Annotated in this window: 16 protein-coding genes; 11 read left to right on the top strand and 5 right to left on the bottom strand. The window is 69.6% G+C overall.

The features are described from left to right. Positions 1–114: 114 nt before the first annotated feature. A complete protein-coding gene (gene lexA, locus BFN33_RS20930) occupies positions 115–894 on the bottom strand; it encodes a transcriptional repressor LexA (protein ID WP_057613273.1) in 780 nt (259 codons plus the stop codon). 562 nt (positions 895–1,456) lie between these two features. Here lexA and nrdR point away from each other — a divergent pair. From nrdR to BFN33_RS20945, 3 genes are all read left to right on the top strand, one after another. After that, the gene (gene nrdR, locus BFN33_RS20935; RefSeq protein ID WP_057613272.1) at positions 1,457–2,032 is read left to right on the top strand and encodes a transcriptional regulator NrdR; all 576 of its coding nucleotides are present in this window, start codon (positions 1,457–1,459) and stop codon (positions 2,030–2,032) included. 162 nt (positions 2,033–2,194) lie between these two features. Then, the gene (locus BFN33_RS20940; RefSeq protein ID WP_069761595.1) at positions 2,195–5,095 is read left to right on the top strand and encodes a vitamin B12-dependent ribonucleotide reductase; all 2,901 of its coding nucleotides are present in this window, start codon (positions 2,195–2,197) and stop codon (positions 5,093–5,095) included. 137 nt (positions 5,096–5,232) lie between these two features. Next, positions 5,233–5,940: a DUF6215 domain-containing protein gene (locus BFN33_RS20945; RefSeq protein ID WP_069761596.1), complete on the top strand. Its 708-nt coding sequence runs from the start codon at positions 5,233–5,235 to the stop codon at positions 5,938–5,940. Positions 5,941–5,944: 4 nt separating this feature from the next. On the opposite strand, the gene BFN33_RS20950 is transcribed toward BFN33_RS20945, so the two are convergent. Beyond that, positions 5,945–6,469 carry a TerD family protein gene (locus BFN33_RS20950; RefSeq protein WP_069761597.1) on the bottom strand — a complete coding sequence of 175 codons (525 nt, stop codon included), beginning with the start codon at positions 6,467–6,469 and terminating at the stop codon, positions 5,945–5,947. 147 nt (positions 6,470–6,616) lie between these two features. On the opposite strand from BFN33_RS20950, the gene BFN33_RS20955 reads away from it, so the two are divergent. From BFN33_RS20955 to BFN33_RS20965, 3 genes are all read left to right on the top strand, one after another. After that, the gene (locus tag BFN33_RS20955) at positions 6,617–7,222 is read left to right on the top strand and encodes a YdbC family protein (protein ID WP_059207239.1); all 606 of its coding nucleotides are present in this window, start codon (positions 6,617–6,619) and stop codon (positions 7,220–7,222) included. Between the two features lie 119 nt (positions 7,223–7,341). Next, on the top strand, positions 7,342–8,001 hold the full coding sequence (locus BFN33_RS20960; RefSeq protein ID WP_069761598.1) for a histidine phosphatase family protein: 660 nt from the start codon (positions 7,342–7,344) through the stop codon (positions 7,999–8,001). Between the two features lie 12 nt (positions 8,002–8,013). Beyond that, positions 8,014–8,919 (top strand): ADP-ribosylglycohydrolase family protein, encoded by a 906-nt coding sequence (locus BFN33_RS20965; protein WP_069761599.1) that lies wholly within the window; start codon positions 8,014–8,016, stop codon positions 8,917–8,919. A gap of 278 nt (positions 8,920–9,197) precedes the next feature. Here BFN33_RS20965 and BFN33_RS20970 read toward each other — a convergent pair whose 3' ends face one another. Further along, positions 9,198–10,745 carry an MFS transporter gene (locus BFN33_RS20970; protein WP_069761600.1) on the bottom strand — a complete coding sequence of 516 codons (1,548 nt, stop codon included), beginning with the start codon at positions 10,743–10,745 and terminating at the stop codon, positions 9,198–9,200. A gap of 187 nt (positions 10,746–10,932) precedes the next feature. Here BFN33_RS20970 and BFN33_RS20975 point away from each other — a divergent pair, with 187 nt between their 5' ends. The 3 genes from BFN33_RS20975 to BFN33_RS20985 all read left to right on the top strand — a co-directional run bounded on the left by BFN33_RS20975 (position 10,933) and on the right by BFN33_RS20985 (position 13,064). After that, a complete protein-coding gene (locus BFN33_RS20975) occupies positions 10,933–11,556 on the top strand; it encodes a TetR/AcrR family transcriptional regulator (RefSeq protein WP_069761601.1) in 624 nt (207 codons plus the stop codon). A gap of 81 nt (positions 11,557–11,637) precedes the next feature. Continuing rightward, complete coding sequence (locus BFN33_RS20980; RefSeq protein WP_069761602.1) at positions 11,638–12,339, top strand: ribonuclease HII; 702 nt, start codon at positions 11,638–11,640, stop codon at positions 12,337–12,339. A gap of 68 nt (positions 12,340–12,407) precedes the next feature. Further along, entirely contained in the window at positions 12,408–13,064 is a 657-nt protein-coding gene (locus BFN33_RS20985) for a hypothetical protein (RefSeq protein WP_079140904.1), read from the top strand. Positions 13,065–13,284: 220 nt separating this feature from the next. Here the strand turns inward: BFN33_RS20985 and BFN33_RS20990 are convergent, their stop codons facing one another. Next, positions 13,285–13,917, bottom strand: a complete 633-nt coding sequence (locus tag BFN33_RS20990) for a hypothetical protein (RefSeq protein WP_069761604.1) — start codon at positions 13,915–13,917, stop codon at positions 13,285–13,287. A 293-nt stretch (positions 13,918–14,210) separates the two neighbouring features. Further along, the gene (locus BFN33_RS20995) at positions 14,211–16,382 is read right to left on the bottom strand and encodes a RecQ family ATP-dependent DNA helicase (protein ID WP_069761605.1); all 2,172 of its coding nucleotides are present in this window, start codon (positions 16,380–16,382) and stop codon (positions 14,211–14,213) included. Positions 16,383–16,523: 141 nt separating this feature from the next. Here BFN33_RS20995 and BFN33_RS21000 point away from each other — a divergent pair, with 141 nt between their 5' ends. Together BFN33_RS21000 and BFN33_RS21010 are read left to right on the top strand one after the other, a co-directional pair. Beyond that, the gene (locus BFN33_RS21000) at positions 16,524–18,269 is read left to right on the top strand and encodes a DUF4192 domain-containing protein (protein WP_069761606.1); all 1,746 of its coding nucleotides are present in this window, start codon (positions 16,524–16,526) and stop codon (positions 18,267–18,269) included. Between the two features lie 653 nt (positions 18,270–18,922). Beyond that, positions 18,923–20,839 carry a glycogen debranching N-terminal domain-containing protein gene (locus tag BFN33_RS21010; protein ID WP_079140938.1) on the top strand — a complete coding sequence of 639 codons (1,917 nt, stop codon included), beginning with the start codon at positions 18,923–18,925 and terminating at the stop codon, positions 20,837–20,839.

Consider the following 20,839-nt stretch of genomic DNA (forward strand, 5'->3'; position numbering starts at 1 on the left):
GTCAGGCCAACCGCGATGCTGAGCGACCCGTCACCGGGTCCGGACATGGCAGGGCCCCGGAACCGGCGCAGGGGTTCCGGGGCCCGGTCGGATCGGCGAGGCCTGCCGCGGTGCTCAGACGCGCCGCAGTACTGCCACTACCTTGCCGAGGATGGTCGCGTCGTCGCCGGGGATCGGCTCGTACGCGGAGTTGTGGGGGAGGAGCCAGACGTGGCCGTCCTCGCGCTTGAAGCGCTTGACGGTGGCCTCGCCTTCCAGCATCGCGGCCACGATGTCGCCGTTCTCGGCGACGGGCTGGCGGCGGACGGTGACCCAGTCGCCGTCGCAGATCGCGGCCTCGATCATCGAGTCGCCGACGACCTTCAGCACAAACAGCTCACCGTCGCCGACGAGTTGGCGGGGGAGGGGGAACACGTCCTCGACCGATTCCTCGGCGAGGATCGGGCCACCGGCGGCGATCCGGCCGACGAGCGGGACGTACGACGCGGCGGGCTTGCCCGCGGTGTCCGTGGGCTGCACCGAGGCGCCCTGGTCCGAGCCGCGCACCTCGTACGCACGCGGGCGGTGCGGGTCGCGGCGCAGGAAGCCCTTGCGCTCCAGCGCCATCAGCTGATGTGCGACGGATGAGGTGCTGGACAGGCCGACTGCCTGGCCGATTTCCCGCATGGACGGCGGGTAGCCGCGCCGCTGGACGGAGTCCCTGATGACCTCGATCACCCGGCGCTGCCGGTCGGTGAGCCCCGAGCTGTCCGCCCGGATGCCTGGAGGTCGGCCCGGGAGGGATCGCTTGTGCCCCTCGGGATTCACGGCTTCGTTCATCGCATGCACCGGCTCGAGTCGGCCCTGGGAACGGTCCTGGGCAGTGATGGTGGCACTGTCTGCGGTCGTGGTCACGTCGGCCCCTCTCGATGGTCTCCCTGCTGGACAACGGTAGTTGCTTTCGAAAGGTTGCGCCAAACACACGTTCGAGTGAAAAATCGCGATCCACCTGACGCGATCATGTGTCTGGGTGTATGGCTAACGCGCCGCCTGCCGAACAAAAGGGTCCATTGCTGTACTCTTCACCGCCGGATGGCGACCTCGCGGGTTGTTGCCACAGTCTGCCATCCAGTGCCCAGTCGGCCGGGTAACGGCTCCCATTTCTGCGGGAATCCCACGTCCCCTCCTTGTGGCGCCCACGGTATCTCCGCATGCGCCGCAGCGATACGGCTGTGCGTCGTGTTCGCCGCGGGCCGGGGCAGTCGTATGGCACATGCCCATACAGGCGCGACTTGCATGTACGGCGTGTATGCCGTGCCAATCCCTACATGTAGTGCTTGGATTGCTACAGCAGCCCAGAAGTTGTGGTCCCCCGGGTCTCCACGCCCGCCGCGATCCCCTATGCTTGGGGCTGCTTCGAGGGGCCCATGGGGCTCAGCGAGGCTATTGAGTCTGCTGTGAGGAGGGTTGGGAGTTCATGCACTGCCCCTTCTGCAGGCACCCCGACAGCCGCGTCGTCGACAGTCGTACGACCGACGACGGCACGTCGATCCGCAGGCGCCGCCAGTGTCCGGACTGCTCCCGTCGTTTCACGACCGTGGAGACGTGCTCGCTGATGGTGGTCAAGCGGTCCGGAGTCACCGAGCCTTTCAGCCGTACCAAGGTCATCAACGGTGTGCGCAAGGCATGCCAGGGACGACCTGTCACCGAGGACGCGCTCGCCCAGCTCGGCCAACGGGTCGAGGAGGCGGTGCGGGCCACCGGGAGCGCCGAGCTGACCACCCACGACGTGGGGCTGGCCATACTCGGCCCGTTGCAAGAGCTCGATCTCGTCGCGTATCTGCGATTCGCCTCCGTCTACCGGGCGTTCGACTCGCTCGAGGACTTCGATGCGGCCATCGCGGAACTGAGGGAGACGGGACCCCCCGCCGCGGACGACGAGGACCGCGGAGAGGCTGTGGACGGCGAAGAGGCCGTCGCGGGGAGCCAGGAAGACGATCGCGGGCCCGGAGGGACTGCACAACTCCCCGAGCCCGCCCGCGCCGCCGACTGATCGGCGGGCCGGACCGGGCCAAGACCCCGGCTCGGCCGGACGGCGGCGACCGAAGACCTGTTGCGGGCGGTAGTGAGTGGGCGCCCGCAATACCAGACAGAACACCGTGCCACGGGAACATCGGGGCACTTCAGGGCGTTTTCGCCCGTACAGGGAGGCGGCATGACAGAGACGGCGAGCGGTCCGGCACGGAGTTCCCGCGCCAAGGGCACCAAGGCGGCAGCGAACAAGGGCCTGCGTATCGAGCGCATCCACACCACCCCCGGCGTGCACCCGTACGACGAGGTGGACTGGGCGCGCCGTGACGTCGTCATGACCAACTGGCGCGACGGCTCGGTCAACTTCGAGCAGCGTGGCGTCGAGTTCCCCGACTTCTGGTCGGTGAACGCGGTCAACATCGTCACCAGCAAGTACTTCCGCGGTGCCGTCGGCACCCCCCAGCGCGAGGTGAGCCTCAAGCAGCTCATCGACCGCATCGTGAAGACGTACCGGAAGGCCGGCGAGGACTACAAGTACTTCGCCTCGCCCGCCGACGCGGAGATCTTCGAGCACGAGCTGGCGTACGCCCTCCTGCACCAGATCTTCAGCTTCAACAGCCCTGTGTGGTTCAACGTCGGTACGCCCCAGCCGCAGCAGGTCTCGGCCTGCTTCATCCTGGCCGTCGACGACTCCATGGAGTCGATCCTCGACTGGTACAAGGAAGAGGGCATGATCTTCAAGGGCGGCTCCGGTGCCGGCCTGAACCTCTCCCGTATCCGCTCCTCCAAGGAACTGCTGTCCTCGGGCGGCAACGCCTCCGGTCCGGTCTCCTTCATGCGTGGCGCCGACGCCTCCGCGGGAACGATCAAGTCGGGTGGCGCCACGCGCCGCGCCGCCAAGATGGTCATCCTCGACGTCGACCACCCCGACATCGAGGACTTCATCGAGACCAAGGTGAAGGAGGAGGAGAAGATCCGCGCCCTGCGCGACGCGGGCTTCGACATGGACCTGGGCGGCGACGACATCACGTCGGTGCAGTACCAGAACGCCAACAACTCGGTCCGCGTGAACGACACGTTCATGAAGGCCGTCGAGACGGGTGGCAAGTTCGGCCTGACGTCCCGTATGACCGGCGAGGTCATCGAAGAGGTCGAGGCCAAGACGCTGTTCCGCAAGATGGCGGAGGCCGCCTGGGCCTGCGCCGACCCGGGCATCCAGTACGACGACACCATCAACAACTGGCACACCTGCCCGGAGTCCGGCCGTATCAACGGCTCGAACCCCTGCAGCGAGTACATGCACCTGGACAACACGTCCTGCAACCTCGCCTCGCTGAACCTCATGAAGTTCCTCAAGGACGACAGCAAGGGCAACCAGTCCTTCGACGTCGAGCGCTTCGCCAAGGTCGTCGAACTCGTCATCACCGCGATGGACATCTCCATCTGCTTCGCGGACTTCCCGACGCAGAAGATCGGTGAGAACACGCGCGCGTTCCGCCAGCTCGGCATCGGCTACGCCAACCTCGGCGCCCTGCTGATGGCGACCGGCCACGCGTACGACTCCGACGGCGGCCGCGCTCTCGCCGGGTCCATCACCTCCCTGATGACCGGCACGTCGTACAAGCGTTCCGCCGAACTCGCCGCGGTCGTCGGCCCGTACGACGGCTATGCCCGCAACGCGCAGCCGCACCTGCGGGTCATGAAGCAGCACTCCGACGAGAACACCAAGGCCGTCCGCATGGACGACCTGGACACGCCGATCTGGGCCGCCGCGACGGAGGCCTGGCAGGACGTGCTGCGTCTCGGTGAGAAGAACGGTTTCCGCAACGCCCAGGCGTCCGTCATCGCTCCGACCGGCACCATCGGTCTCGCGATGTCCTGCGACACCACCGGTCTCGAGCCCGACCTCGCGCTGGTCAAGTTCAAGAAGCTGGTCGGCGGCGGCTCGATGCAGATCGTCAACGGCACCGTCCCGCAGGCCCTGCGTCGCCTGGGCTACCAGGAGGAGCAGATCGAGGCGATCGTCGCCCACATCGCCGAGAACGGCAATGTGATCGACGCCCCCGGCCTCAAGCACGAGCACTACGAGGTCTTCGACTGCGCCATGGGCGAGCGCTCCATCTCCGCGATGGGCCACGTCCGCATGATGGCCGCGATCCAGCCGTGGATCTCCGGCGCGCTCTCCAAGACGGTCAACCTGCCGGAGACGGCGACCGTCGAGGACGTCGAAGAGGTCTACTTCGAGGCCTGGAAGATGGGCGTCAAGGCGCTCGCCATCTACCGCGACAACTGCAAGGTCGGCCAGCCCCTCTCCGCCAAGACCAAGGAGAAGGAGAAGGCCGAGGTCACGGAGAAGGCCGAGGAGACCATCCGCGCGGCGGTCGAGAAGGTCATCGAGTACCGTCCGGTCCGCAAGCGCCTCCCGAAGGGCCGTCCCGGCATCACCACGTCCTTCACCGTCGGCGGCGCCGAGGGCTACATGACCGCCAACTCCTACCCGGACGACGGTCTCGGCGAGGTCTTCCTGAAGATGTCCAAGCAGGGCTCCACCCTCGCGGGCATGATGGACGCCTTCTCCATCGCCGTCTCGGTCGGCCTCCAGTACGGCGTGCCGCTGGAGACCTACGTCTCGAAGTTCACCAACATGCGCTTCGAGCCGGCCGGCATGACGGACGACCCGGACGTGCGGATGGCGCAGTCGATCGTCGACTACATCTTCCGTCGCCTGGCGCTCGACTTCCTGCCCTTCGAGACGCGTTCCGCGCTCGGCATCCACTCCGCCGAGGAGCGTCAGCGCCACCTCGAGACGGGCTCGTACGAGCCGACCGAGGAGGAGGTCGACGTCGAGGGTCTGGCCCAGTCGGCGCCACGCGCCCAGGAGCTGAAGGCGGTCGTCACGCCGAAGGCCGAGGTCGAGGCGGCCAAGCCCGCACCCCAGCAGGCCCACACCAGCGCCGAGCTGGTGGAGATGCAGCTGGGTATCCAGGCCGATGCCCCGCTGTGCTTCTCCTGCGGTACGAAGATGCAGCGGGCCGGTTCCTGCTACATCTGCGAGGGCTGCGGTTCGACCAGCGGCTGCAGCTGATGTGAGTCAAGCCAGGGCGGTGCAGTCGGACATCGGCTGCGCCGCCTTCGGCTTTTCCGTTTCTCCACGAGACGATCACACGTTAGGCTCCCCCAGCGCACGACCGGCGCAACGGCGGGGTGGGGGACACGGGGAACATGACTGACCAGCAGATCGCAGATGTCGCGCAGAGGGTGCAGCGGTCCGAGAAGGGCCCGAGTGAGTGGGGGCAGGCTGTCGCGGCACTGGTGGTGGTCGGGGGCCTCGCGGCTCTTGTGTTGTCAGGGACCTTTCAGCAGAATTCCGGTGACCCCGAACCGGCCGAGTGTCACACGTCGGACGACGCCCGGCCGTCGAAGCCGGTCTCCGGGGTGCAGTTGTGCACAGCGCTGAACCGTGCGGACCTGCCGACGTTGCTCGGTACGCCGACCGAGTACGCGATGAACGCCAGTGGCAACGAGAGCGTGAGCACCTGGGCCGACGGCACCAAGACCGTCACACCCGAGGCGGAGGTGCAACTGTCGACCTACTCCGTGAAGATCTCGACGTCCGACGACGACATTCCGGTGGCCGAGATGGCCGGCTTCCTGGGGAAGTCGGCGGAGAACAGGACCATAGGCGGGCACCCGGCGGTCCTCTACTCGGACCGGACCATCGCCCTCAACTTCAACCTCGGTGGCGGCAAGGTCGACACCGGCCCCGGTGGCATCGCCCGCAGCCTGCTGGTCGCCAAGGACAGCAAGGACGGCGGCGGCTTCTACGAGGTCGCCATATGGCGCCAGGACGACGTCGTGCCCGATGACCTCGCGTTGCTCCGCGTCGCCGAGACGGTGCTGCCGACGGTCCCGGACTGGACCGCCGGCTGACACGTCACGCCCGGCCCATGCTCCGGGTGAACGTCGCGGGGTCGTCCTCGAAGCCGTTGATCCCGGGGTGGAAGTCCCAGGTGCCGGATTCCTGACGTACGAACTCCGCGACCTTCGCGGCCGTCGCGCCGAGGACACCGCCGAAGTCGTCCTCGGCCAGAACCGTGTAACCCTCACGGATCCGCAGACCCGGGTTGATCACGCCGACGAAGGTGCGGTGTGCGGAACGCTGCTGGATGACGGCGCCGACGACCACGCGCGTGTACCGGGCGTCCAGGCGGTCGAGTTCGAGGGTCATGACCTCGTCCCAGCCGAAGCCCTTGCCGTCCTTGCTGTCCCGGTTGAGGTAGATGGTGCCGTCGGGGGAACGGCTGTCGAAGTGCACCACATAGGCGGGATCGCCGTACGGATCGCCCGCCACGTAGGTCGCGGCGACGATGTCCAGGTCGGTGGGCGGCTGACCCGCCGGACTCGGATCCCACTTGAGCGCGACCTCGACCTTGCGGATTCCCTTGTTGATGCCGCTCACCGGATTCCCCTTCCCCCTGTGTCCACGGTCCGAACTGCCGTTCAGGCAGGCACGGTTGTCCATCCTGCCACGCGCGTGTGTCACACGTGGGTCGCCTCTGGCGCCGAGCGTGACCGGCGCCACGCTCCGTGGCCTTACCATGGCGCGGTGCTGGTCAAGTGGATTCGCTGCACCGTGGTGGACCGCCGCGGCTTCGAGCGGGGGCAGCGAAAGTGGGCGGGGCTTCTGGGAGAGCCGGGGTTTCGGGGACAGGGTGGAGGCTGGAGCCGGGGGCGGCAGGGTGTGGCGCACATCTTCTCCTTCTGGGAGAGCCGTTCCTTCTACGACTCCTTCATGGCCCGTTCCCATGACCGGCTCGCGGCGGCCCAGTCAGGCACGTTCAAGGACGTCCAGGTCAAGCTGTTCGACTACCGCTTCGACGTGAAGACGGGCTTCGAACCGCGCTTCACCGACGCCGACCTGCTGCGGTTCGCCCACTGCCGCGTCCACGAGGAGCGCGCCGAGCACTTCACGCTCATGCAGGAAAAGGTCTGGAACCCGGCGATGGCCGGCTCGCCGGGCATGATCCGTGGTCTGTTCGGGGAGGCCCCGGGGCACGAGTTCCTGGTCCTCTCGATGTGGCGCTCGGCCGCCGAGCACGGCAAGTACCGCACCGAACGCGTGGAACGGCTCGCGCTGCGCGCCCAGACCGACGCCGACGTCGCCGCTCTCACGGGCGACATCCTGGACCTTGAACCGGCCTGGACGGTTTGAAATCCGGACGCACCATAAGTGCGCCTCTGTGCGGCCGAGGGTGCGGGAAATGTGTGACCTACGCTGTATGGAGGCCGTACGAGTGCTCGATACGCCCCGACCCGATCTAGGGTCTTGGCATGGCACGACCACGGCGAATCGTCCTTGTCCGGCACGGGGAGTCAACGGGCAATGTTGATGACACCGTCTATGAACGCGAGCCCGACCACGCCCTGGCCCTGACGGAACGGGGCTGGCGGCAGGCGGAGGAGACCGGTAAACGGCTGCGAGAGGTCCTGGGCCGCGAACGCGTCAGTGTGTACGTCTCTCCATACCGCCGTACGCACGAGACGCTCCGCGCCTTCCACCTGGACCCCGAGCTCATACGGGTGCGCGAGGAACCCCGGCTGCGGGAGCAGGACTGGGGGAACTGGCAGGACCGCGACGACGTACGTCTCCAGAAGACGTACCGGGACGCCTACGGGCACTTCTTCTACCGGTTCGCACAGGGGGAGTCCGGGGCCGACGTGTACGACCGGGTGGGTGGCTTCCTGGAGAGCCTGTTCCGCAGCTTCGAGGCGCCGGACCATCCCCCGAACGTCCTGATCGTGACGCACGGCCTCGCCATGCGGCTGTTCTGTATGCGCTGGTTCCACTGGACGGTCGCGGAATTCGAGTCACTGTCGAACCCGGGGAACGCGGAGATGCGGATGCTCGTTCTCGGGGACGACGGCAAGTACGCCCTTGACCGGCCCTTCGGGCGCTGGCGAGAGCCGGAACCGTACGGAATCACCGACTAGAGTGGCAGTCCGATGACCACTGACTCCTCACCCGAGGGGCGCTTGAGCCGCGCCCTGGCCAGCCTGCGCGGCCTGGCCGTGGGGGACGCGCTGGGCTCGCAGTTCTTCGTACCGGTGAACTACCCCCTGCTGAAGAACCGCGAGCTGCCGCCCGGCGACTGGCAGTGGACGGACGACACCGAGATGGCCTGCTCGGTGGTGGCCGTCCTGGCCGCCCACCACCGCATCGACCAGGACGCCCTGGCCCGTTCCTTCGCCGAACACCACGACTTCGACCGGGGCTACGGCCCCGCCGTCAACCGTCTGCTGCGGCTGGTCCGCGAGGGTGGTGACTGGCGCGAGCTCGCCGCGGCTCTCTTCAACGGGCAGGGCTCCTGGGGCAACGGCGCCGCGATGCGCATCCCGCCCCTCGGAGCCTTCTACGCGGACGACCCGGAGCAGGCGACCCACCAGGCCGAGATCTCGGCGTATCCCACCCATCAGCACCGTGAGGCCGTCGTCGGCGCCATGGCCGTCTCCGCGGCCGCCGCGCTGGCCGCCGCCCCCGGCGGTCCGCCCACCCCCGGGGAGTTCCTCGACGGCGTCATCGCGCTCGTCCCGAAGAGTGCCGTCGGTGCGGGGCTGCGCCGGGCACGCGACATGCTCGACTACGGCGACGCCTCCACCGTCGCGGCCGTGCTGGGCTGCGGGCGCCGGACGACGGCCCACGACACCGTGCCGTTCGCGCTCTGGTCCGCCGCCCGGTCCCTGGGTGACTACGAGGAGGCGTTCTGGACGACCGCCCAGGTGGGCGGTGACGTGGACACGACCTGCGCCATCGTGGGTGGTGTGATCGCCGGGGGCAAGGCCGGGAGGCCGCCCGCCGAGTGGGTGCAACGGACCGAGACGTTTCCGGAGTGGCTGCGGGTGCCGGGCTAGGGGCCCCAGGCGGCGCTGGCCGCGCCGCCCGAAAACTCTCCGTACATGGTGGGAACTCTGCGTAATCGCCCGCTCGTTGCAGTGGCAGTTGCCGTGCGACGGATGGGCCGGTGCACGCAGAAGACACGTGAGAGGCGCGGGGGTGTGGCATGGGGTGGTTGGCGGTGCTCGCCCTGCTGAGGACGGTGCTTGTCGTGCGGATGGCCGGACTCTCGTCCTCGCCGTCGATCCTCCGGGCCCGGCCCGGCCATCCGCTGCTCAGCGTGAGCCCGGCTCCATCAGCCGACGCCCGGACCCGCCGTGCCGGCGAGTGCCTCCAGGTCACTCTTGCGGACCTTGATCACCAACCAGGCGGTGGCCAGGGCGAGTACGGCCATCGAGGCAGCCGCCACGAAGCCCGACGAGATGCCCTGGGCGAGCACTTCGTGCCCCCACGGGGCGGGCAGCTGGTGGGACTTGGCGAACTCCGCCTTCTGCTCCGCCGAACCGTCAGCCATGAAGTGCGGCAGCTGCTTCTCGGCCTCGTCCTTGCTGGCCGACCCGAACACCGTCGTCAGGATGGACAGACCGAGCGAACCGCCCACCTGCTGTGTGGTGTTGAGCAGCCCAGAGGCCGCGCCGGCCTCATGCTGGGCGACGCCGGAGACCGCGGTGATCGTCAGCGTCACGAAGTTCAGGCCCATGCCGAATCCGAAGATCAGCATGGGTCCGAGAACTCCACCGACGTAGGAGCTGTCGGAACTGATGAGGGCCTGCCAGGCGAGCCCGGTCACCGCGAGCGCCGAACCCGTGAGCATGAACGGCTTGGGGCCGAGCACCGGCAGGAATCGCTGAGACAGGCCTGCTCCCAGCGCGATCACGACCGTCACGGGCAGGAAGGCGAGACCGGCCTGGATCGGGCTGTAGTCCAGCACGTTCTGGACGAACAGCACGATGTAGAAGAACATGCCGAACATCGCGGCGGCGAGACTCAGCATGATCACGTACGTGCCCGAGCGATTGCGGTCGGCGAACATCCGCAGAGGGGTGATCGGCTCCTTGGCGCGCGACTCGATGAACGCGAAGGCGAGCAGCAGCACCACGGCGACGCCGAAGGACCCGATGGTCAGGTTGTCCCGCCAGCCTTCGTCGGCGGCGCGGATGAAGCCGTAGACGAGCAGGGCCATGCCTCCCGTGGAGGTCAGGGCGCCCGCGATGTCGAAGCGGCCGCTGTGGCGCTCGGACTCGCTGATGTACAGCGGGGTGAGTACCGCGATCAGCACGCCGATGGGCACGTTGACGAAGAGCACCCATCGCCAGTCGAGCCACTCGGTGAGCATGCCTCCCGCCAGCAGGCCTATGGCACCGCCACCCGCGGAGACGGCGGCGAAGACACCGAAGGCCCGGTTGCGCTCGGGCCCTTCGGGGAACGTGGTGGTGATCAGCGCCAGCGAGGTGGGCGACGCGATCGCGCCACCCACGCCCTGCAGGACACGGGCGGCCAGCAGTTGCCAGGGCTCCTGGGCGAGTCCCCCGAGCAGCGAGGCGAAGGTGAACAGCAGGATGCCGGTCATGAAGACCCGGCGGCGCCCGAGGATGTCGCCCGCGCGGCCGCCCAGAAGGAGCAGGCCACCGAAGGTGAGCGTGTAGGCGCTGACGACCCAGGTGAGGTCGGTGGTGCTGAACTTGAGAGCGTCTTGAATGTGTGGCAGCGCGATGTTCACAATCGTCGCGTCGAGTACCACCATGAGTTGGCAGGCCGCGATGACGGCGAGCGCGATGCCGGGTCGCCCTTCCCTGCGGGCCGCACCTGGTTTCTGATCCTTGATCAACTGAGAGGTTGTCACTATGGGTCCCCCACAAGCGCGTTAGTGAACGATGGCGTTCACTGTTGCGTCAACGGTAGTGAGTCCCTCGTAGTGAACGCAAGCGTTCACTTAAGTTCGTTGGCGCGCGGCGTGTCCCCCTGTGTCGCCGCGCGGTGTCCCGTCCCTCCCCGGAATCCCCGCTTCCCTGTTCGCTGGAGTCACTCAGATGGTTACCTCGCGCTGGACGGCCGCCCCCGCTCAGGCGGCCTCCCTCCGTCGGCGCGGCGCCGTGCTGGAGCGTGCGATCCTCGACGCCGCGCTGGAGCAGCTCAGCACGGTCGGCTGGAACGGCCTCACGATGGAAGGTGTCGCCGCCGGAGCCCAGACCGGAAAGGCCGCGGTATATCGCCGCTGGCCGTCCAAGGAGGATTTGGTCGCAGACGCCCTTCGGGCCGGGCTGCCGCGTTTCGAGGAGGCGCCTGACCTCGGTGGGGTGCGCGAGGACTTGCTCGAACTGTGTCGCCAAGCGCGCGAAGCGATGTTCTCGCGGCCCGGCTTCGCGCTGCGCGCAGTCATTCACGAATGCGATCAGGCTCAGGCGGAACGCTTCCATGCCGTGATCTTCAACGGGGTCGTGGAGCCGAGCGTCAGGCTGCTTCGCGAGATCGTCAACCGCGGAATAAAGCGGGGCGAGGTGCGGCCTGACGCGGCGAACGACTATGTCTTCGATGCCATCCCCGCCATGATGATGTATCGCTCCAAGATGCGCGGCAGCGAATGGAACGACCGGGATGTCGAAGAGATGATCGACCAATTCCTGCTGCCGCTGCTGCGGAAGGCCGGACGGTGAGCGCTGATCGCGGACGTCCGGACGCCGTCAGGGGAATCCGGGTGTCGCAGGGTGATCCGAGCGGCGTAGGCTAAGGGCGCCATGCCGTACGAACCACCTACTCACACCGTCGAGCGCTCCCTTCGCGCCACGACTGGAGCGAAGATCATTGCCGGTGTCGACGAGGTGGGGCGAGGTGCCTGGGCCGGCCCCGTCACCGTCTGCGCGGCCGTCACCGGGCTGCGTCGACCGCCCCAAGGCCTCACCGACTCCAAGCTGCTCAGCGTCAAACGCCGTACCGAACTCGCAGAGATTCTGCGGACATGGGTGACGTCGTACGCCCTGGGACACGCGAGTCATGAAGAGATCGACGACCTGGGGATGACGGCCGCCCTGCGGATCGCCGCCGTGCGCGCCCTGGAGGCACTCCCGGTCCGGCCGGACGCGGTGATCCTCGACGGGAAGCACAACTATCTCGGAGCGCCCTGGAATGTCCGGACCGTCATCAAGGGCGACCAGTCCTGTGTGGCGGTCGCGGCGGCCTCGGTGATCGCCAAGGTTCAGCGCGACAAAATGATGGCCGAACTGGGTATCGACCATGCAGACTTCGGTTTCGCGGCCAACGCCGGGTATCCGTCGCCCGTGCACAAGGCCGCGTTGGAGGTTCGGGGCCCCACCCCGTACCACCGGTTGTCGTGGGCGTATCTTGATGCGCTGCCTCAGTGGCGGCACCTCAAGAAGGTCCGCAGCTGGGCGGACGGAAGCGTTCCGGAGATCGAGGGCCAGCTCGGCTTCGACTTCTGACGATTCCGCTCGCACTGATGTGCCACCCGCTGACGCGAGCCGCACCAACGTTTGATAAACATCAGCCCATGCCTCTCATTCCCGAGGAGCCTCAGATTCACGAGAGTGCCCAGGGTCCCCGCGCCACTCCGGCCAGCGGCCGCACCGCGCCGACCCCTCGTCCCGTACCCGGTCCACGCCCCGCGGCTCCGCCGCGCCCCGGTCGCCCCGGCCCGCTGCGGCCCGCGCCGCCGGTGCAGCGGACGCCGCACGACGTCGCCGTGGCCAAGCCCGGAGTGCCGGGCCCCGCTGCCCCTGCCACCGCCGCGACTCCAGCCCCGGCTTCAGCTTCGGCCGCCCCGCAGATCCAGCTCATCCCGGCCTCGGCCGCCGGTGCGCTCGACGCTGCGGAGGAAGCCGTAGACCTCCTGCTGGAGTCGGGCCGCGCCCCCGGTGAGGTGCTGGTGATCACCACTGGCGAACACCATCCGTGGGCCGCCCATGAGCTGTCCTTCGGTGAAGCCGCCTACTGGGCGCAGCACGACGCCGGTGACGACGTGTTCTACGCGGACGCCACGGTGGTCTCGCGTGCCGCGTCCCGTCCGGTGGTCGTGGTCGCCGTCAACGGCGGTTCCGCCACCGCTGCCGCCGAGGCCCTGCCACTGGCCCACGCCCGGGCCGGCGCCCTGCTGATCGTCTGCGGCGACCCGCAGCAGATCAACTCGGTGCTGGGCGCCGGAGTCTGAGCCCGTTCCGGTACGTCCGGTCGGAGGAACGCCGGGGGTGGTGAAAGGTGCCGCCTGCGCGGCACCTGCACGGTGAGCCCTTCGGTATGCGCGTGTTCGAGCGGGTGTCCCCCCGCGAACCGCGCCACGCGTGTGCCCGGCGGGCCACGATGTCGTGGGCCGTACGGCCGGGGGCGTACGGCCGAAGAACGGCGACCGGGCCAGTCTCGGCGCTCAGCTCTCAGCGCGCCGCCACGCGGCGCAGGACCTCCGAGGCGGCGCCGCCGGTGCGTGGCAGCAGGGGTGGTGACTCGGACGTGGCGAACGGCTCCGGCGCGGAGTCCGCGTTCGGCCGACGTCCACCGCGTCCCTCACCGAGCACCTGCCAGCCGTCGCGCGTCAGCGTGATGTACGCCCCGCAGCGCAGCCCGTGCAAAGTGCAGGCGTCACGCAGGCCCCACATCCACGCGCCGTCCTCCTCCGTCCAACGCGCGTCGCCCTCACGGCAGTAGAGCAGCACAGCGGTGCGCACGGGGGTGCGGCGCCGCAGGTCGTGCGGGATGACCCGGCGCAACTGGGCAAGCAGCGTGTTCCGGAACATCCAGCCGTCGGCCGGTGCCGGACGGCGCGTGAACGAGGCACTCGCCCGCAGTCGTTCGTCCGGGTCGAGGACCGCCACGATCGCGGTTGCCGGTTTGGGGCGGTGCCGGGAGTGCAGCCCGCTGACGACCTCGCGCGGATTGCGCAGCAGTGGGATGCCGGCCTCGGCCCACTCGGCGGGTTCGAGCAGACGGGCCAGAGGGTTGGCGGATGCGGCGGACAGGTCGGCTGACGACGTGGACGCCGCGGAGGACGGAGCGAATCCGAAGGTCACGGTCCTCCCTTCGGCTACGCGCCCATACGGCGGGCGGGGTCGGATTCGGGGGAGCGCGCACCGCAGGAGAGCCCTACCGGTCAACGGACGAGCCGTGCGGGGAGCGGACCTCAATTCTTCCTGTCGAACTTGGTTGCGGCAACGAGCAATTGGGTCCACCGACCCGAATCTGACGGTTAGTGGCTTATATCCCTACCCAGTGTTTTACCGGCGATGCCAGGGACGTCCGAGCTCGGCCGTTCAAGGGCCGCGTCGGTACGCGCGCGTGGCGCGCTGTCGCCTCCGGTGTCCGCTCAGCCACGTACGGCCAGCACGAGGGGCAACACCCCCTGGGCACCTGACCGCAGCAGCAGCCGGGCGGCGACCGCGAGGGTCCAGCCGGTCTCGGTCATGTCGTCTACGAGCAGCACCGGGCCCCCGGCTTCCTGCAGCGCCTCTCGCAGGGCCGGGGGCACGATGAGCGCTCCGTACAGGGCCCGCAGGCGCTGGGCGCTGTTGGAGCGGGGCAGCATGCGGTCGTCGGAGTGCTCCGTGTAGGCGAGGGATCCCAGGAACGGGATGCGGCCGACATCGGAGATCCGGCTCCCGAGGGAGGTGACCAACTGAGGCCGGCTGCGCGAGGGAACGGTGACCACCCCGACCGGGCGGGCCGGTGCGTCCGGGGCGCCGGACGCCCAACCGTCGGGCGACTTGGCCCAGTCGGCCAGCACGGTCACGACGGCGTTCGCCACGTCGTCGGGGGCGGGAGCGTCCGGAGCCCGGGGCGCGAGCAGCGGGCGGAGACGGTTGCCCCAGCCGATGTCCGACATCCGCCCCAGCGCCCGGCCCGGCAAGGCCTGTTCGCTGGGCGGAATACGGCCCTTGAGGTCGACGCCGATGGCCGGGAGCCCTGTGGGCCACATTCGGCGGGGCTCCACCACGACACCGGCGCGGGCGAGCGAGCCGCCAGCCGTGTCCAGGGCGGCCGAGGAGATGTCGATGGTGAAGCGGGGCCCCGCGCAGTTGTCGCAGCGGCCGCAGGGGGCCGCCTGCTCGTCGTCCAGCTGCCGCCTCAGGAACTCCATACGGCAGCCCGTGGTGGTGGCGTAGTCGCGCATGGCCTGCTGCTCGGTGGCGCGCTGCTTGGCGACCCAGGCATAGCGCTCGCTGTCGTACGACCAGGGCGCTCCGGTGGCGATCCAGCCGCCCTTGACCCGGTGGACCGCACCGTCCACGTCCAGCACCTTGAGCATGATCTCCAAGCGGGTGCGGTTGAGCTCCACCAGCGGTTCGAGCGCGGGCAGTGACAGTGGCCGGTCCGCTCGGGCGAGGGTGTCGAGGGTGCGCCGTACGGATTCTTCGGGCGGGAACGCGACGGAGGCGAAGTACGACCAGATCGCCTCGTCCTCGCGGCCGGGAAGGAGCAGCACCTCGGCGTGCTCGACGCCGCGTCCGGCGCGGCCGACCTGCTGGTAGTAGGCGATGGGGGAGGACGGCGAACCGACGTGGACGACGAAGCCGAGGTCGGGTTTGTCGAACCCCATGCCGAGCGCGGAGGTGGCCACCAGTGCCTTGACCTTGTTCGCGAGGAGGGCTTCCTCGGCCTGCTGGCGTTCGGCGTTCTCCGTCTTTCCCGTGTACGAGGCGACCGTGTGCCCGCACTGCTGCAGGAAGGCGGTGATCTCCTCAGCGGCGGCGACCGTCAGCGTGTAGATGATCCCGGAGCCCGGCAGGTCGTTCAGATGATCGGCGAGCCAGGCCAGCCGGTGGGCGGCGTCGGGGAGCTGGAGCACGCCGAGGCTGAGGCTCTCGCGGTCCAACGGGCCGCGCAATACCAGTGCGTCCGAGCTGGTGCCGGTTCCCAACTGCTCCGCCACGTCCGCGGTGACCCGGGCATTGGCCGTGGCCGTGGTGGCCAGCACGGGCACGCCGGGAGGGAGATCGGTGAGCATGGTGCGCAGACGGCGGTAGTCGGGGCGGAAGTCATGTCCCCAGTCGGAGATGCAGTGCGCCTCGTCGACAACGAGAAGGCCGGTGGCGGCAGACAGTTCCGGCAGGACGTTGTCGCGGAAGTCCGGGTTGTTGAGCCGCTCGGGGCTCACGAGCAGCACGTCCACGGTGCCCGCGGCGACCTCGGTGCGGATGGTCTCCCACTCCTCGGGGTTGGAGGAGTTGATGGTCCGGGCGTGGATGCCGGCTCGGGCGGCGGCCTCGACCTGGTTGCGCATGAGCGCGAGCAGCGGAGAGACGATCACGGTCGGCCCGGCACCGCGCTCGCGCAGCAGGGCCGTCGCAACGAAGTACACCGCGGACTTGCCCCACCCCGTGCGCTGCACGACCAGGGCCCGGCGCTTGTCGGCGACCAGCGCCTCGATGGCCCGCCACTGGTCCTGGCGCAGGCGCGCCGATCCGGTGCTGTCCCCGACGAGCCGGACGAGGATCCCGTCGGCAGCCTCGCGCAACTCCGTCTTGCTCGTGTGCGTCATGCCTCCATACAACAGGACGCCTCCGACAGCGGCGCCTCGCGGTGGACTGGCTGTGGACGACGGAAACGGCTTTGTCGTGGCCCTGATCGGACTTATCCACAGGGCCAAACGGAACGTCTTGATCCGCGAGATCGTCTGGGCATGACGAATCCCAGCGAAACGACCGGATCCGCTGCAAACGGCAATAACGGCGGACGGGACAGCGACGGAAGCAACAACGACGGGTCGGGGATCAGCGACCGCGTCGGATTCGACGCACATGGCGCCGAACACCAGGTCACCCTGCGGACTCCGGGTGAACTGGCCGACGCCCTGCCCTACCTGCTCGGGTACCGGCCCGAGGACAGCATCGTTCTGGTCGCCCTGCACGACCGGGGCGGCCGCGGCCGGTTCGGTGGGCGAGCCCGGCTCGGCATTCCCCCCAACAAGGACGACTGGGCGGCCGTGGCCCGGCAGTTGGCCCACGGGCTGATCACCGGAAGCGAGCGGCGGGGCGCCCGCCCCGAGCAGATGGTCGCCTACCTCTGCCAGGAACCTGCGGCCGGTGAGACCGGAAGGCAGATCACGGAGCGGCTCGCGCCGCTCGCCGCCCTGCTGCGCACGGAGTGCGGCCGGCTCGACGTTCCTGTGATCGAGGCGTTGTGCATCTCCGACGGCCGCTACTGGTCGTACTGCTGTCCGAGCGGGGAGTGCTGCCCCGTGGAGGGACTTCCGATGGGTCTGCCAGGCACCTCGGTGCTCGCCGCGGCGGCCACATACGCCGGACTGCAGGTGCGCGGCACGCTCCGCGAATTGCGGTCCAGGCTGCAGCCCTGGGAGACCGCGGCCGCGCTGGAACAGGAAGTCGCTCTGGACACCGCAGGCATGGCCCTGATCCCCAGGATGCTCGACCTGACCGGTCGGGCGGAGGTGGCCGAGGAGACGGTGCGCCTGGCCAGGCGCACCATGGCACGCTTCGCCGAGGCAGTGCCCGTGTCGGGCGCGCTCCAGGCCGACCTGCGGGACGACGAACTGCTGGGGCACGAAGAAGCGGCGGACCTCATCCTCGGCCTGCAGGACCGCACGACGCGGGACCGCGCGGCCGAGTGGATGGAGGTCGAGGAGGCCGGACCGGCACTGCGCCTGTGGCGCGCATTGGCCCGCCGGTGCGTCGGACCCTACGGCGAGCATGCCGCGGCGCCGCTCACCCTCGCCGGATGGGTCGCGTGGGCCGCGGGCGACGAGATCGAGGCCAGGGAAGCGCTGGCCATGGCCCTGGGTGCGGATCCCGACTACCTCTTCGCCCGGCTCCTGCACCAAGCCTGCAACGAGGGACTGGACCCGGAATCCATCCGCCGCTGCCTGCGCGCGGAACGCGAGGGGCGCGAATCTCGTGCGCGGGCTGAGATCACTCAATCCGCCGATGTGGACGATGTGGAGACGACCGACGACCTGGTGCGGCCGAACACGCCCGTTCCTGATCAGGTGGCAACCCCGCCCGGTTCCGACGGGTTCATGGCCGGCAAGCCCGTGCCTGGCAAGCCTGTGCCTGGCAACCGCAACGACAGGCCGTCGGCGTGCCCGTCCGGTGTCGAAGACGCGCTGTCGCCGGGTGCGTCCGGTTCCGACCGCTCTCTGCCGGTGCCACCGCCCGCCACTGCCTCCCGCCGGCGCAAGCGTGTGCGTCCCGGCACTCGCCCCGACGCCCGTCCGCATGCCGCCGAAGCGGAGGGGCGACAGCCCTGCGCGGAGGAATCCCGCCCGCGCTCTCGACCGGCCCGCGGTACCCGTCCCGGTGCCGTCCGTCGCACCACGAGCAAGGACGACGTGCGCCGGACCGCGGGCAAGGACGACGTGCGCCGACCTCAGGGCACACGGCCCGGGGGTGCCACCGAGGAGGAGGGATGAGCGACCGCTGGAAGAGCGTCGCACAAGGTTGGTCCCGCCTGTGCCGCCGGGTGGCGGTTCCGGGCCGCCCCCATTCGGTCAGCTTCCGTGCTCGTGGGCGTGACCCTGAACAGGTCCGTCCCGTTCACCTGAGTGGCGGAACGCCCGATCGGGCCGTACCGCCACAGCACCCATGTCCTGCAGGAGCCACGCACCGGGCGCCGAACACGCCCGAGCCGCGCAGAGTGCAGAGGAAGCGCCCCTTGCATCAGCCGACTCCGCCCTCCACCGACGCCGGCCGTTCCGCCCTCGCCACGTCGACGATAGGGAAAGCAAGCGCCGGTCCGCCGCCGCGGGCCACGGCCACCGGCATGTCCGAGCCGAGGTTCCCGAGCGGCAGCCGGCACACCTCGGCGGCGCTTGAGCACCGCTGGAACCCAACGCCGGACCAGGACCAGGAGGACACTGGTTCCTCGCTGTCATGGGATCGGGAGCGGTCTGCGTCGGCGACGCCTGCGCGGCGCTCGTCTACACCGGCGGAGCAGGACTGGGCTCCGCCTCCGGCCCCCAGCCGTCCCTCTCGCCCGCGCTCACCCGCCCCGTCCGGGCCGTCGCAGAACCGTCCTTCGGGTCCCCGAGGCCCAGCCGCACTACCCCCGGCGCACTCGGTCATCATCTGCGTGGCGCTCCCGGGCCTCGCCATTTCCAACGATCAAGGACAGTTGAACGGTCACGGGCTGGAAGGCTTCTACCGGGCGGGCCGACGCGTGCTCTCCCGGTGCCAGATCCGTATCGCCGGCCGTGAGCCTCTCGCGATCCAGGCCCGGACGACAGCGGCGGATCGCGCCCGTTTCGTGGCCACCGCTCGTGTCTCCCAGGGCGGAGGCCCGGACCCGGACGTCGTCGTCGAACGCACGCGCCACGCGGACGGGACGGAGCGCATCACGCTGCACAGCGCCGCCGTCCGCCCACTGCGACTGCCGGTCGAGGTGGCACTCGGTACGGATCTGGCGGACCTGGGCGCGATCGCGTCGGGCCGAGCGGGACCCGAACTCTCCGCGAGCGTCCACGACTCCGGCCTGCGCTGGTCCTGCGCCGTCGGCGGGGCGTCGGTCACGGCCGACCCACCGCCCTCCGACGCGCTGGCGTCGGCAGGTCTGTTGCGCTGGGAGTTCGACCTGCCCCCCGGAGGCACGGCCGGCCTTGAGTTGCGCGTACGCCTGGACGGGGCGGGCCCCGTTCGGGCCGTGGGGCGCGCGGCGACCAGCCCCCTGGCTTCCGCCCGCGCGACCGGAGACCACTCCGCGATCGAGCCGCTTCTGGACACGAGCATTGACGATCTGCAGTCCCTATTGCTGCGCGACCCGGCACACCTCACCGACATCCACCTCGCTGCCGGAGCCCCCTGGCGCTGTGGCCTGGCCCCGGCCGAAGCGCTCGTCGCAGCCCGCATGACACTGCCGCTCGGCACCCGGCTCGCCGCCGGGACCCTGCGCACTCTCGCGCGCACCCAACTCCGGGGTGGGACAGCGCAGTCCGGCATGATCCCCGGGCCGCGTCGGGACGCGGGCGCATATCTTCCGGCCGGTTGTACGGGCACCGAGGCCACCCTGCTTTTCCCGGCCCTTCTCGCGGAGGCCTCCCGGTGGGGACTCTCCCAGCAGGAGACAGAAGAACTGCTCCCGACAGCCGAGCGTTGTCTGCGCTGGCTGCGGGCGGCCGTGGGGGAGGGGACGTATCTGTGCGATCCACAGCCCGGCGGCCCCGTCCGCTGTGAGACCCAGGCGCATGCGCATCGCGCGGCCGTCCTCGGTGCCGATCTGCTCGACGCGTTCGACAGACCCGGCGGGACGGCGCTGCGGCAGTGGGCCGGCGAGCTGCGCGCGGCCTTCCGCGAGGAGTTCTGGGTCCACGACCGCGGCGGTGGCCGGCCGGCGGCCGCGCGTGCCCCCGACGGACGTCTCGTGCCGCAGCTCGGTGCCGCGGCCGTCCATCTCCTGGACACCGGCCTGCTGGGCGGGGGCGAACAGGCACCCGGCCTGCTCGACAGGGCACAGACCGAGCAGCTCGCGCGGCTGCTCGGAAGCCCGGTCATGGACTCCGGCTGGGGGCTGCGCGGACTGGGCACGAAAGAGGCGGGATACAACCCGTTCGGCCATCGCACCGGTGCGGTACGCGTCCACGAGACGGCGATCGCCGTCGCGGGTCTGTCCGCCGCCGGATACGAAAAGGAAGCCGGCTCGCTCCTGCGGGGTCTACTGGCGGCGGCTGAGACCTTCGGCCACCGGCTGCCCGAGATGTACGCGGGGGAGCAGCGTACCGAGGGGGGCGCTCCCCTTCCCCACCCGGCGGCCTGCCGCCCGGCGGCCACGGCAGCGGCCGCGGGAGTCCTGCTGCTGAGCTCCCTCGCGGGAATCCGCCCCGACGCCCCAGCGGGGACGGTCACGTTGCGCCCCGTGCGCAGTGCGCCTCTCGGTGAGATCGGTCTGACCGGGCTGAGGGTCGCGGGGGACCCGTTCTCGGTACGGGTCAGCAGACTCGGGCTCGCCATGGTCGAGGATGCCGCCGGGAGCTTGCAACTGAGGTCGTGA

The sequence above is a fragment of the Streptomyces sp. LUP47B genome (assembly GCF_001746295.1).
GTDB lineage: Bacteria > Actinomycetota > Actinomycetes > Streptomycetales > Streptomycetaceae > Streptomyces.